Genomic DNA, 12,058 nt, shown 5'->3' on the forward strand with positions numbered 1-12,058 from the left:
CCCCGGGCGTGTCGCCAGTCCATCGAGCAGTCCCCGGCCCAAACCCCACTGTGCCGGTCGGCTCTCACCCGCGCACCGCCCGTTTCCGGGCCGGTGGACATCGCAACAGGAGCGAACACACTGTGGCCGTAAAGATCCGGCTCCTGCGGATGGGTAAGATCCGCAACCCGCAATACCGTATCGTCGTCGCCGACTCGCGTACGAAGCGTGATGGTCGGGCGATCGAGTTCGTCGGGATCTACCAGCCGAAGGAAGACCCTTCGGTGATCGAGGTCAAGTCGGACCGGGTGCAGTACTGGCTCTCCGTCGGTGCCCAGCCGAGCGAGGCCGTCCAGCGACTGCTGGAGAAGACCGGCGACTGGCAGAAGTTCAAGGGCCTGCCGGCTCCGCCGCCGCTGCTGGTGGCACCGGAGCGGGCCGACCGCAAGGCGGCCTACGAGGCTGAGGCGCGGGCGGCGGCCGGACTGGCCGAGGCGGCCAAGCCGGCGAAGAAGGCAGCCAAGGCGGCCCCCGCCGAGGCCCCCGCGAAGACCGAGGAGCAGGCCGGTGCGGACTCCGGCGAGCAGGCCTGACGTGGCCCTTCGGCCGGCGCTCGAGCACCTGGTCAAGGGCATCGTCGACCACCCGGACGACGTACGGGTCCGGATGGTCGACTCCCGGCGGGGCAAGCGCCTGGAGGTCCGCGTGCACCCCGAGGACCTCGGTACGGTCATCGGCCGGTCCGGTCGGACCGCGAAGGCACTGCGTCAGGTCATCGGTTCGATCGGTGGACGTGGCGTACGGGTCGACATCGTCGACTCGTACTGATCCGTGACGATGCTCCTGATCGTCGGCCGGATCGGCCGTCCGCACGGTATCCGCGGCGAGGTGACCGTGGAGGTGCGGACCGATGATCCCGAAGCACGGTTCGCCGTCGGATCGGTGTTACGCACCGATCCGACGGCGGAGTCCGTCGACGTCCCACCGGTGACCGCGCACGGCGAACTTGTCCGGGTGCCCGAACAACTCACGGTCGAGGCGACCCGGTGGCACCAGGGCCGGCTCCTGGTCACCTTCGACGGGGTCTACGACCGGAACGTGGCGGAGGCGCTGCGCGACACCCTGCTCTGGGTCGACAGCGCGGCGGTGCCGGCGCCGGAGGACCCGGACGAGTTCAACGATCACCAGCTGGTCGGGCTGACCGTGGTGACGCCCGCCGGTGAGGTGCTCGGCGAGGTCGCCCGGATCGACCACGCGCCCGCCTCGGACCTGCTGGTCCTGCGCCGCCCCGAGGGGCGTACCGCGCTGATCCCGTTTGTCAGGGCGATGGTTCCCGAGGTCGACCTGGCCGGGAGACGGGTGGTCGTCGACCCGCCGCCGGGGCTGCTCGACCTCTGAGGTGTCGCCCGGCTGGGGTGTCGGCAGGCGCCCTTCCTACCCAAGAAGCGACAAGAGGGGCCCTTCCTCACATGCGGGTCGACGTGGTCTCGATCTTTCCGGAATATCTCGCTCCGCTGGAGCTGTCCCTGATCGGGCGGGCCCGGGCGACCGGCGTACTGGATGTCGCCGTGCACGACCTGCGGACCTGGACCCACGACGTGCACCGGACGGTCGACGACACCCCGTACGGCGGTGGGCCGGGCATGGTGATGCGGCCCGAGCCGTGGGGGGAGGCGCTGGACGCGCTGGCTCCGCCGGGGGCGGAGCCGCCGCGGCTGGTGGTGCCGACCCCGGCCGGGGCCCGGTTCACCCAGTCGACGGCGTACGAGTTGGCCGCCGAATCCCGGCTGATCTTCGCCTGCGGCCGGTACGAGGGGATCGACCAGCGGGTGCTCGACCACGCCGCGACCCGGATGCGGGTGACGGAGGTCTCGCTCGGCGACTACGTGCTCTTCGGCGGCGAGGTCGCGGTTTTGGTGATCATGGAGGCGGTCACCCGGCTGCTGCCGGGCGTGCTGGGTAACGCCGACTCGCTGGCCGAGGAGTCGCACGCGCACGGGTTGCTGGAGGCGCCGGTCTACACCAAGCCGCCGAGCTGGCGGGGGCACGAGGTGCCGGAGATCCTCCGCTCCGGTGACCACGGCCGGATCGCCCGGTGGCGGCGGGACCAGGCCCTGCTCCGGACGGCCGAGCGCCGGCCGGACATGCTCGCCGCGCTCGCCCCGGCCGAGCTGGACAAGAAGGATGTGGCGACCCTGGCCGGGACCGGATTTCAACCCTCGGTTGACTATATGGCAGAGTAGTGGGGTTGCCGCAGTCGTGCGCGCCCGCGTACGGCTGCGAGGATCCCCGCCAGGGCCCGTTCCGGGCCTGTCGTGGGGATCAGAATCACCCATCCGCGCGCCGACGATCGGTGCGCCGTGAGCCTTCGAGGATGCAGCGATGAACACCCTGGACGCCCTTGACGCCCAGTCGCAGCGGACCGACCTCCCGGACTTCCGGGCCGGTGACACCGTGAAGGTGCACGCCCGGGTGGTCGAGGGCAACCGGTCCCGGGTCCAGATCTTCGAGGGTGTCGTGATCCGGCGCCAGGGCGCCGGACTCCGGGAGACCTTCTCCGTTCGCAAGATCAGCTTCGGCGTCGGGGTGGAGCGGACCTACCCGCTCAACAGCCCGGCGATCGACCGCATCGAGGTGATGGTCCGCGGTGACGTCCGCCGGGCCAAGCTCTACTACCTCCGTGAGCTGCGGGGCAAGAAGGCCAAGATCAAGGAGAAGCGGGAGAAGCGGGCCAGCTGAGGCTGATCCGACCGACCACGCCGAGGCGATCGAGGGGTGCCGTCCCGGGCCACGCCGACTACGCTGGCCGCACGGGCAGAAGCGATACCGCGACCCTGGCTCCGTCGGGGTCGCGGTACAACCCCGCGCTACCGCTCGCGGTGCGCCATCACCGGAGTTGGTCCGGTGATGGCGCGGTGTCTCGGGATCGGGGAGATGCGTGGTGCGTAGGGTGGACGAAGAGGACGATGTCGAACCATGGCGTCGTCGGCCCCGGCGATCCCGACGCACCCGGAAACAGATGCCGCTCTGGCAGGAGTTGCCGCTCCTGCTCGTGGTCGCCTTCTGCCTCGCCGTTCTGATCCGTACCTTCCTGCTCCAGGCGTTCTTCATCCCCTCGGGGTCCATGGAGGACACCCTGTTGATCGGCGACCGGGTGCTGGTCAACAAGATCGTGTACGACCTCCGGGATCCGGTACGCGGCGAGATCGTGGTCTTCCGGGGAACCGCCGAGTGGGCACCACAGCTCACCGAGGAGCCGGATCCCGGATTTGTCGCGAAGCTCGGACGGACCATCGGCGACCTGGTCGGAGTGAGCCGCCCGGGCGACAAGGACTTCATCAAGCGGGTCGTCGGACTCCCCGGTGACCGGGTACGGTGCTGCGACGACCAGGGTCGGGTCACCGTCAACGACGCTCCGCTCGACGAGCCGTACGTGCTGGAGAACTCCCCACTGGACCTGCCGCCGAACCGGGACGAGTGTCGGTCCCGCCAGTTCGACGAGGTGGTGGTGCCTCCCGGGCAGTTGTTCGTGATGGGTGACCACCGGCTGGTGTCGCAGGACGCGCGCTGCCAGGGGACGGTGCCGATCGACAACGTGATCGGCCGGGCCTTTGTGATCGTCTGGCCGTTGTCCCACTGGACCTCCCTGCCGGTGCCGGATACCTTCGAGGACCTGCCGACGCCGGTCGCCGCCCCGGCCCCCCTGGACGCACCGGGTGCCGGTGACGGACACCGGGACGGCACTCCGCAAACCGCCCCCAACCTGGGAGATACGGCCATCGCCATGCCAATTCTGGGCTCTCTGCTCGTTACCCAGCGTTCCCGGCGTACGTCCGGGACCCGGCGTCGTAGGCTCCATCCGTGATTGACGAGCAGACCGACAAGCCGAAGCCGCGCGGTTCGTTCTGGCGGGAGCTGCCCATCCTGCTGGGCGTGGCGATCCTGGTCGCGGTGCTGGTCCGCGCGTTCGTGCTGCAGACCTTCTGGATTCCGTCCCCGTCGATGGAGCACACCCTCGACATCGACGACCGGGTGCTCGTCAACAAGCTGGTCTACGACTTCCGGTCGCCGCACCGGGGGGAGATCGTGGTCTTCAAGGCCCCGACCCAGTGGACCGGCAACCCGGAGGGCGAGGACTTCATCAAGCGGGTCATCGGGGTCGGTGGCGACCGGGTGGTCTGCTGTGACGAGCAGGACCGTCTGATGATCAACGGTCAGTCGTTGGACGAGCCGTACATCTTCCGGGACCCCGGTGGCGTACCGGATCCGGCGGCGGACACCGAGTTCGACATCACCGTGCCGCCGGGCCGGCTGTGGGTGATGGGCGACCACCGCTCGCAGTCCGGCGACTCGCTGGAGCACTGGCAGCAGAGCCAGAGCAACATCGACGTCGCGACGATCCCCGAGGATTCCGTGGTGGGGCGGGCCTTCACCGTCTTCTGGCCGGTCGGCCGCGCCACCTGGTTGTCCGTGCCGGACTCCTTCGACGCCATCCCGGATCCCAAGAGCTGACGGATCCCAAGAGCTGACGGATGCCGCGTCGGCGGCGTGCCGGGTGGACGGGGCGACCGGGTCCGGAGCGCCGTGGGAAGCGTGGTCGCCCCGCCCCGGACTAGGCTGGTCGGATGACCGTCTTCACCCCTCGCCAGGCCGCCCGGGTGCTGCTGGTCGACGGCGAGGACCGGGTACTGATGTTCCGGGGCTGGGACCCGGCGCGACCGGAACACCGGTACTGGTTCACCCCCGGCGGCGGCCTTGACCCGGACGAGTCGCCGCAGGTGGCGGCCGCGCGGGAACTGGCCGAGGAGACCGGGTTGCGGGTCGCTCCGGACGAGATCGGCGAACCGGTCTGGCGGGAGACGACGGAGTTCTCCTTCGGCGGCCGGTGGTACCGCCAGGAGCAGCAGTTCTTCCTGGTCCGGACCGGCCCGTGGGAGGTGGACACGGCGGGATTCGACTCGGTCGAGCGGGACACGATCGACGCCCACCGGTGGTGGACGATGACGGAACTGGCGGGCACGACCGAGCGGTTCTATCCGAAGGAGCTGCCCGAGCTGCTGCGCCGGGCACTGGAGGGGGAGAAGGCGTGCTGACCCCGCCCCGTACGGTGGTCCGCCGCGAGGGCGGCATCTACGCGATGGAACGCGCGCTGCGGCGGCGTGGCTTCCGGTACGTCGCCGGCGCCGACGAGGCGGGCCGGGGTGCCTGCGCGGGTCCACTGGTGGCGGCGGCCGCGGTCCTGCCGGAGGGGCGGCGGGGCGAGATCGACGGGCTGACCGACTCCAAGCTGCTCACCGCCGCGGCCCGGGAGCGGATCTACGCCGAGGTGGTGGAACGGGCCCTGGCGTACGCGGTGGTGATCATTCCGGCGGCCGAGGTGGATCTCCGGGGCCTGCACGTCTGCAACCTGGCCGCGATGCGTCGGGCGCTGGCCTCGCTCCCGGTCTCCCCGGAGTACGTGCTGACCGACGGGTTCGGGGTCGACGGCCTCGGTGTGCCGGGGCTCGCGGTGTGGAAGGGTGACCAGGTCGCCGCCTGTGTCGCGGCGGCGAGTGTGCTGGCCAAGGTGACCCGGGACCGGATCATGGTCGAGCTGGACGACCAGCACCCCGGGTACGGATTCGCCGAGCACAAGGGATACATCACCGCCGAGCACACCGCCGCGTTGGAACGTCACGGTCCGTGCCCGGAACACCGCTTCTCGTACGTCAACGTCGCCACTGTCTCCGGGCGGATCGGTCATCCGCCCCGGACCCGGCGCCCTGCCGGGCTCGGCGGGATCGAGTCGATGGCGCGGGCCGGCCAGCTAGGGAGTACCGTCGGCGTGGCGTTGGGCGAGCGGCCTCGGCCATCAGCGTCGGTGGGGGAAGATGTGGCCATGGAAGGCGGAGTGGGATGAGCGCGGAAGATCTCGAGAAGTACGAGACCGAGATGGAGCTGCAGCTCTATCGGGAGTACCGCGACATCGTTCGCCAGTTCTCCTACGTGGTGGAGACCGAGCGCAGGTTCTATCTCGCGAACCAGGTAGATCTGCACGTCCGTAACTCTGACGGCGAGGTCTACTTCGAGGTGGAGATGCACGACGCCTGGGTCTGGGACATGTACCGGCCAGCGCGATTTGTGAAGAATGTCCGGGTGATGACGTTCAAGGACGTCAACGTCGAAGAGCTGGAAAAGCCTGATATCTCGCTACCCGCTGATTCCGGCTTCGGCGGCTGACCGGTCTGGCGCAGGTGGGCCGGAGTCGAGGCCACGGCCGGGTTTGCGGCCAGGCCAGGCCAGGCCAGGCCAGGCCAGGCCAGGCCAGGTCGCGGCCGGGGCCCGGGGGTTGCCGCCGGCGCGAGCGGCCCGACCAGCGGCTCCGCAGGCGCTGACCGACTGAGCCAGTCGTCGGGGGCGGAGCGGCCCGACCGGCGTACCGGCCGGACCCGTCACCTCGGCGCCCGACCCGGCGCCCCGGTTACTGCTCCGCCGCGACCAGCACCTCGACCCGCTGTACGAGGTTGTTCGCGAACCCGCCCCGGTTCCACGGCTGTTCGACCGGCTGGACCCGGCCCGAGGCGTCGGTCGCCCGGGCGCCGAGCGTGTAGCGACCCGGCGTCGCCGTCCACTCGTACCGCCAGCGGCGCCACGCCCACCGGTCGTCGACCGCCTCCGGCCCAGACGCCCCGTCCGGGCTCGACAGGTCCGGAACCAGCTCGGCCGCAACCCAGGTGACCCCGCCGTCGGTGGTCACCTCGACCCCGGTCACCGGCCCGTGGCCCGACCAGGCACGGCCCTCCACAATGCAGGGCCCGGGCCGCACCACCCGGGTACGTGACATGAAATCGGGGAAGCCGGGCGGTTTCAGCAGGGCGCGCGGCTCGATCCGGGTCACCGGTACCCCCGGATCGTCGGCATCGGTCCGGACCCGGTACGCCACCGCGTTCTGGTAACCGTCGAACTCGCGGTCGAGCACGCTGATCCGGGTCAGCCACTTGACGTGCGCCATGCCGTACCAGCCGGGAACCACCAGCCGCAACGGCGCGCCGTGCTGTGGCAGCAGTGGAAGCCCGTTCATCTCGTACGCCAGCAGCACCTCGTCCCGGAGCGCCTCGGCGACCGGCAGACCCCGCTGGTAGTCCTGTTCGACGCCGCGTTCGACGCCGTGGTCGGCCCCGGTGAACACCACGTCCACCGCGTCCGGGCCGAGCCCGGCCTCGCGGAGCAGCGGAGCGAGCGGCGTACCGGTCCATTCGGCGGTACCCACCGCCTCGCTCAGCCACGGCTGGCTGACCGGCCGGGGTGTCAGCAGCGCCCGGCCGTTGCCGGCACACTCCAGGGTGACCCGCCGGGTGACCCGGGGGCGGTCGCGCAACGCGTCGAGATCGAGGGTCAACGGCCGCTCCACCCGGCCGTCGATGGTCAGCGTGTGCCGCTCCGCGTCCAGGTCCGGGATGTCGTAGTGGATGAGCAGGTAGTGCAGACCGACCGGGGTGACGTCGTAGCGCAGCGCCTCCAGCGGCAGTGCGTGGTTGCGCGCGGCCAGGCCGAGTTCCTCGAGGCTGATGGCCTCCTCGGGCTCGGCCACGCGACCCGGCCGACTCACCTCGTCCAGTGCGGTCATCAACACTCCTCTGACCCGGTAACGGGACTGGTCCCCGTGCTGGAGCTCCAGACTAGGGGAGCTTTCCGAGCAGGTCGTGGCCGGTCCGCGCGGCGCCGCGAGCAGAGCGGACATAACAGATCATCGGGCTTCGCGGGCGTTTTCCACAGTCGGGGCGGTTGTCCACAGGTACGGGTCAACCCAGTTGCGGCAGCGGGTGGGCGGGACGACGCTGCAGGACCATGAGAGGGAGACCACGCGATCGGGCGGCCACGTTGCCGGTGCCACCACCGTCCCCGAATGTGGGGCTGTTGTCGACGGTGTTGGCTGCCGCGTCGACGGTGCTGGCGGCCGTGTTGTCGGTGGTGCTGGTCGCCGGCACGCCGGGAGTACCCGCTGCCGGATGGTCGGGAGCGCTGGTCGCGTCCCCGGCGGGCGGTTCGACCGCGTTGCCGCCGGGCGGGCGGGTCGGGCTTCCGTCGGTTGGGTCCGTCGTGCCGGTCCGACGTGCCCCGGCCGACGCCTTCCGTTGGCCGCTGGACGGGACGCCCCGGCTGGTACGCAAGTTCGATCCGCCACCTCGCCCGTGGGCCCGCGGGCACCGTGGTGTCGATCTTGTCGCGTCGTCCGGGGCGACGGTACGGGCGGCCGGGGCCGGTGTGGTCCTCTTCGCCGGGATGGTCGCCGGCCGGCCAGTCGTCAGCGTGGCTCATCCGAACGGGTTGCGGACCACCTACGAGCCGGTACGACCCGAGGTCAGGGCCGGTGACCGGGTAGCCGCCGGGGACCCGCTCGGGTCGCTCCAGCCGGGCCATCCCGGATGTCCGACGGTTTCCTGTCTGCACTGGGGGCTGCGTCGGGGCGAGGAGTACCTCGACCCCCTGCTGTTACTCGGGCTCGGACGGGTCCGGCTGCTCCCCGTCGACGTCGGGTCCGGGCACGGTTGACCGTCCGGATCCGGGGGCCCGGATTGACCATTCGGCCTGGGCCGTCAATCTGGCCGAGCCGTCAGCCCGGCCCGGGTTGTCACCGGTGCCGGGCGAGCAGGGCGGGCAGAGCCTCGGCCAGCCGCTGGTACTCCTCCACCCGGTTGTAGATCTGTCCGGAGAGCCGGAGCCAGCCCCGGCCGTTCCACGCGTTGATCGCGACGTCGACGCCGAGTTCGTCGGCGATCCGCTCTCGAAGTGTCACCGCGTCCGCGAAGGTGGTCGCCAGACCGGCCGGTAGCGGGAGGAGCCGCATCGAGACCATCGGCCCGCCGGGATTCGGCAGGTCGGCCGGCGCCACGCCCAGGGCCTGACCGACCAGCCACTGCCCGTACGCGGCGAGTTCCGCGTTGTGTGCCCGTACCCGCTCGATTCCGAGCGTACGGAGCGTGAAGATCCCGACCGGGGCGGCGAGCCAGGCGCTGTAGTCCTGCGTCGCCTGCCACTCGACGGAGAGCGGAAAACCGCTGTCCTGCTGCCAGGAGACCGCCAACGGTTCGATCCGTCGCCGCCACTGCGGCGCCACCACCAGAGCGGCGGTGCCCCGCGGCGCGAAACCCCACTTGTGGAAGTTGCCCACCCAGAAGTCCGCGCCGATCGTGTCGACGCCGATCGGCAGCATTCCGGGGGCGTGCGCGGCGTCGACCAGGACCGGCACGCCGCGTTCCCCGGCCGTCGCGGCGATCGCCGCCGCCGGGAACAGCCGGGCGGTGGACGAGGTGATGTGGTCGACGACAAGCAGCTTCGTACGACCTGGCCGCAGCCCAGCCCGGACGATCTCGACAACCTCCTCGTCGGTGGCCTGCAACGGCACGGTGAGGGTACGGCGGACAGCCCCGGTGCGCCGGGCCTCCCGATCGATGGAGAGACTGACCGCGCCGTACCCGTGGTCGGTGCAGAGCACCTCGTCACCCGGCTCCAGACGCAGCGACTGCAGCACGATGGCGGCGCCGGTGGTGGCGTTGGGGATCAGCGCCGTGCCCTCCGGGTCGGAGCCGAGGAAACCGGCCAGGTGGCGGCGGGCGTGCGTGATCCGGTCGACCAGTCCGAGGGTGAAGAACCGCATCGGATTCGCCTCGGTCTCGTCCCGGAGCCGCTGTTGAACCCGCTGGACCGAGATCGGGACCGCGCCGAACGAGCCGTGGTTGAGTTGGGCGACGCCCGCGTCCAGCGAGAACAGGAGTCGAGCGCCCGGAATCGGTTCGGGCGGCTGCGGCCCGGTCGTGCTCACCGCATGATCCTAACCGTCGGCCGGGCCCGGCGGAGCGCTGCCGGCCTGGTCAGGCCCGGGGATGCGCCTGTCGGTACGCGGCACGGAGCCGTTCCGTCGACACGTGGGTGTAGAGCTGGGTACTCGACAGCGAGGCGTGCCCGAGCAGTTCCTGGACCGCGCGCAGGTCCGCACCGCCCTCGAGCAGGTGGGTGGCGGCGGAGTGGCGCAGACCGTGCGGGCTGGTCCGGGGCAGGTTGGCGGTCTGCGTGTAGCGGCGGATCATCCGTCGGACAACCGTCGCCTGGATCCGGCCGCCGCGGGTGCCGAGCAGCAGCGCCGTACCACTCGCCGGACCGGCCAGCACCGGTCGGCCACGCCGGAGCCAGTCGTCGATGGCCCGCTGCGCCGGCAGCCCGTACGGCACCGTGCGCTCCCGGTCACCCTTGCCGAGGACCCGGACCACCCGCCGTGCCGGGTCGACGTCGCCCAGGTCGAGGCCACACAGTTCGCTGACCCGGATACCGGTGGCGTAGAGCAGTTCGAGCACGACCCGGTCCCGTACCGCCTCGGGAGAGCCGTCGTCGACGGGGGCCTCGACCAGTTGGGTCGCCTGGTCGGCGCGGAGCACGGCGGGTAGCTCCCGGCGGGTCCGGGGGCTCGCCAGGGCCGCGCCGGCATCGGTGTCCGTACGGCCCGTCCGGTGCGCCCAGCCGGTGAAGGTACGCGCCGACGCGGCTCGCCGGGCCAGTGAGGCGGGGGCGGCACCGAGGGTACGCAGTTGGGCCAGCCAGCTCCGCAGCACGGCGAGGTCCAGGGCACCCGGATCACCGCAACCCATCCGGACCGCGTGGTCGAGCAGTGACACCACGTCCGCGACGTAGGCGCGTACGGTGTGCGCCGACCGGTTCTCCACCCGGGCGAGGTGTTGGGCGAACTCGTCCACGGCGTTCTGGAACGGCGGCGGTAGGGCCTCGTGGCGGGCCCGGGTGCTGTGGCGTTCCGCGCGACGCATCACCCATGCACGGTGGCTCCCAACGGTGGCGACGTCAACCCGGCACACCGGGGACGCGGCCGGCTCCGGGACGTCCGACCCCGGCGGTGGGGAGGGCGTAGCCGTCGTCACGCCGGACGAGCAGGCCGAGCTGCTCCAACATGGACAGCTTCCGCAGCGCGGTACGCAGGTCGAGCCCGGCCCGGGCGGCGAGCACCTCCGGCCCCACCGTGCCGCGGCGGGGCACCGACTCCAGGACCAGCGCGGACTCGTCGTCAAGGTCGTCCCGGGGCCGGGCCGGCCCCCGGGCCGGCGGCGCCAGGTCCACGCCGATCCGTCCCACCTCCTCGAGGATGTGCGGCACGCCGGTCACCAGGCGGGCGTTCGGGTGTTCCCGGAGCAGTTCGTGCGCGCCGACGGACATGGCGGAGGTGACCGGGCCCGGTACCACCATCGAGGGTCGGTTCAGCGCCAGTGCCCGACGCAGCGTCTGGGTGGCGCCGCTGCGCGCCGCCGCCTCCACCAGCACGGTGCCGGCGGTGACGGCGGCGATGACGCGGTTGCGGATCAGGAAGCGGGGCCGCAGCGGCTCCGCCCCGGGCGGCCACTCGCTGATCAGCAGCCCCACCTCGGCGATCCGGTCGAAGAGCGCGGTGTTGCCGACCGGATAGGGACGGTCGACACCGCAGGCCAGCACCGCCACCGTGCGACCACCCGCGTTGAGTGCGCCCCGGTGCGCCGCGGCGTCGACGCCGAAGGCGCCGCCGGAGACGACGGTCCAGCCCCGGTCGGCGAGGCCGTAGCCGATGCCGGCGGCGACGTGCTGCCCGTACGCGGTGGCGGCCCGGGAGCCGACCACCGCCACCGAACGCTCCAGGGTCTCGCCGAGGTCCCAGCCACCCCGTACCCAGAGGCAGAGCGGTGGCGCCATCTCCTGGTCGACCCGCCGGTCGGCATGGGCCAGGGTGAGCCGTTCGAGGTGTCCCAGCTGTGCCGGCCACTCGCTGTCCTCCGGGGTCACCAGCCGGGCACCGAGCCGCTCCGTGATCTCGGCGGCGGTGCTCGCGACCTGCCACGGGTCGCCGGCGCCGAGACGGGCCGCAGCCTTGGCCCGCAGTCGCTCGTCGGTGACGTCCCCGGCGCACAACCGGCGCAGCGCGTCAACCGGGCCGAACTGCCTGACCAGACGGAACACCGCACGGTTGCCCGGCTCCAGCAGCCAGGTCAGGGCGATCCTGGCCACCTTGGCCTCGTCCATCCCGGACATGCCGCGGCTCGGTCCGCAGGCGTCTGCCGCAGGACGC

Annotated in this window: 15 protein-coding genes; 11 read left to right on the top strand and 4 right to left on the bottom strand. The window is 71.6% G+C overall.

Going from position 1 to position 12,058, the window contains the following annotated elements; all coding sequences use genetic code 11:
- The first annotated feature begins 122 nt into the window (after window positions 1-122).
- From rpsP to ABGB05_RS14785, 10 genes are all read left to right on the top strand, one after another.
- Window positions 123-572 (top strand): 30S ribosomal protein S16, encoded by a 450-nt coding sequence (gene rpsP, locus ABGB05_RS14740; RefSeq protein ID WP_331216055.1) that lies wholly within the window; start codon window positions 123-125, stop codon window positions 570-572.
- Window positions 547-807 carry an RNA-binding protein gene (locus ABGB05_RS14745; RefSeq protein ID WP_199853371.1) on the top strand — a complete coding sequence of 87 codons (261 nt, stop codon included), beginning with the start codon at window positions 547-549 and terminating at the stop codon, window positions 805-807. The genes rpsP and ABGB05_RS14745 overlap by 26 nt, the downstream gene beginning before the upstream one ends.
- A gap of 9 nt (window positions 808-816) precedes the next feature.
- Entirely contained in the window at window positions 817-1,377 is a 561-nt protein-coding gene (rimM, locus tag ABGB05_RS14750; RefSeq protein WP_347653912.1) for a ribosome maturation factor RimM, read from the top strand.
- Window positions 1,378-1,448: 71 nt separating this feature from the next.
- Entirely contained in the window at window positions 1,449-2,222 is a 774-nt protein-coding gene (gene trmD / locus ABGB05_RS14755; protein ID WP_347653845.1) for a tRNA (guanosine(37)-N1)-methyltransferase TrmD, read from the top strand.
- 139 nt (window positions 2,223-2,361) lie between these two features.
- Window positions 2,362-2,718 (top strand): 50S ribosomal protein L19, encoded by a 357-nt coding sequence (gene rplS / locus ABGB05_RS14760; RefSeq protein ID WP_347653846.1) that lies wholly within the window; start codon window positions 2,362-2,364, stop codon window positions 2,716-2,718.
- A gap of 280 nt (window positions 2,719-2,998) precedes the next feature.
- Window positions 2,999-3,844 carry a signal peptidase I gene (gene lepB / locus ABGB05_RS14765; RefSeq protein ID WP_347653847.1) on the top strand — a complete coding sequence of 282 codons (846 nt, stop codon included), beginning with the start codon at window positions 2,999-3,001 and terminating at the stop codon, window positions 3,842-3,844.
- Entirely contained in the window at window positions 3,841-4,491 is a 651-nt protein-coding gene (gene lepB / locus ABGB05_RS14770; protein ID WP_347653848.1) for a signal peptidase I, read from the top strand. The genes lepB (ABGB05_RS14765) and lepB (ABGB05_RS14770) overlap by 4 nt, the downstream gene beginning before the upstream one ends.
- A 113-nt stretch (window positions 4,492-4,604) precedes the next feature.
- Window positions 4,605-5,072, top strand: a complete 468-nt coding sequence (locus tag ABGB05_RS14775; protein WP_347653850.1) for an NUDIX domain-containing protein — start codon at window positions 4,605-4,607, stop codon at window positions 5,070-5,072.
- Window positions 5,066-5,878 carry a ribonuclease HII gene (locus ABGB05_RS14780; protein ID WP_347653851.1) on the top strand — a complete coding sequence of 271 codons (813 nt, stop codon included), beginning with the start codon at window positions 5,066-5,068 and terminating at the stop codon, window positions 5,876-5,878. Before ABGB05_RS14775 ends, ABGB05_RS14780 begins: the two co-directional genes overlap by 7 nt.
- Window positions 5,875-6,198, top strand: coding sequence for a DUF2469 domain-containing protein (locus ABGB05_RS14785; protein ID WP_007075222.1), 324 nt, complete (start codon window positions 5,875-5,877; stop codon window positions 6,196-6,198). The genes ABGB05_RS14780 and ABGB05_RS14785 overlap by 4 nt, the downstream gene beginning before the upstream one ends.
- Window positions 6,199-6,439: 241 nt before the next feature.
- Here ABGB05_RS14785 and ABGB05_RS14790 read toward each other — a convergent pair whose 3' ends face one another.
- Window positions 6,440-7,585 (bottom strand): sulfite oxidase, encoded by a 1,146-nt coding sequence (locus ABGB05_RS14790; protein WP_347653852.1) that lies wholly within the window; start codon window positions 7,583-7,585, stop codon window positions 6,440-6,442.
- Between the two features lie 290 nt (window positions 7,586-7,875).
- Between ABGB05_RS14790 and ABGB05_RS14795 the strand changes: the two genes are divergently transcribed.
- Window positions 7,876-8,511, top strand: coding sequence for a M23 family metallopeptidase (locus tag ABGB05_RS14795; protein ID WP_347653854.1), 636 nt, complete (start codon window positions 7,876-7,878; stop codon window positions 8,509-8,511).
- 79 nt (window positions 8,512-8,590) lie between these two features.
- Here ABGB05_RS14795 and ABGB05_RS14800 read toward each other — a convergent pair whose 3' ends face one another.
- From ABGB05_RS14800 to dprA, 3 genes are read right to left on the bottom strand one after another with little or no spacing between them, the layout of a single operon-like run.
- Window positions 8,591-9,781 (bottom strand): aminotransferase class V-fold PLP-dependent enzyme, encoded by a 1,191-nt coding sequence (locus tag ABGB05_RS14800; RefSeq protein WP_347653855.1) that lies wholly within the window; start codon window positions 9,779-9,781, stop codon window positions 8,591-8,593.
- A 49-nt stretch (window positions 9,782-9,830) separates the two neighbouring features.
- Window positions 9,831-10,775 (bottom strand): tyrosine recombinase XerC, encoded by a 945-nt coding sequence (locus ABGB05_RS14805; RefSeq protein ID WP_347653913.1) that lies wholly within the window; start codon window positions 10,773-10,775, stop codon window positions 9,831-9,833.
- A gap of 34 nt (window positions 10,776-10,809) precedes the next feature.
- On the bottom strand, window positions 10,810-12,021 hold the full coding sequence (gene dprA / locus ABGB05_RS14810) for a DNA-processing protein DprA (RefSeq protein ID WP_347653856.1): 1,212 nt from the start codon (window positions 12,019-12,021) through the stop codon (window positions 10,810-10,812).
- Window positions 12,022-12,058 lie beyond the last annotated feature (37 nt).

The organism is Plantactinospora sp. B5E13 (assembly GCF_039871775.1).
In the GTDB taxonomy this organism is placed as follows: Bacteria; Actinomycetota; Actinomycetes; order Mycobacteriales; family Micromonosporaceae; genus Plantactinospora.

What these genes read in the sequence shown, in the direction of transcription:
- ABGB05_RS14790 (WP_347653852.1), bottom strand. Translation starts at nt 7,585, where the DNA reads ATGACCGCACTGGACGAGGTGAGTCGGCCGGGTCGCGTGGCCGAGCCC.
- trmD (WP_347653845.1), top strand. Translation starts at nt 1,449, where the DNA reads ATGCGGGTCGACGTGGTCTCGATCTTTCCGGAATATCTCGCTCCGCTG.
- rplS (WP_347653846.1), top strand. Translation starts at nt 2,362, where the DNA reads ATGAACACCCTGGACGCCCTTGACGCCCAGTCGCAGCGGACCGACCTC.
- dprA (WP_347653856.1), bottom strand. Translation starts at nt 12,021, where the DNA reads ATGTCCGGGATGGACGAGGCCAAGGTGGCCAGGATCGCCCTGACCTGG.
- rimM (WP_347653912.1), top strand. Translation starts at nt 817, where the DNA reads ATGCTCCTGATCGTCGGCCGGATCGGCCGTCCGCACGGTATCCGCGGC.
- ABGB05_RS14785 (WP_007075222.1), top strand. Translation starts at nt 5,875, where the DNA reads ATGAGCGCGGAAGATCTCGAGAAGTACGAGACCGAGATGGAGCTGCAG.
- ABGB05_RS14775 (WP_347653850.1), top strand. Translation starts at nt 4,605, where the DNA reads ATGACCGTCTTCACCCCTCGCCAGGCCGCCCGGGTGCTGCTGGTCGAC.
- ABGB05_RS14805 (WP_347653913.1), bottom strand. Translation starts at nt 10,775, where the DNA reads ATGCGTCGCGCGGAACGCCACAGCACCCGGGCCCGCCACGAGGCCCTA.
- lepB (WP_347653847.1), top strand. Translation starts at nt 2,999, where the DNA reads ATGCCGCTCTGGCAGGAGTTGCCGCTCCTGCTCGTGGTCGCCTTCTGC.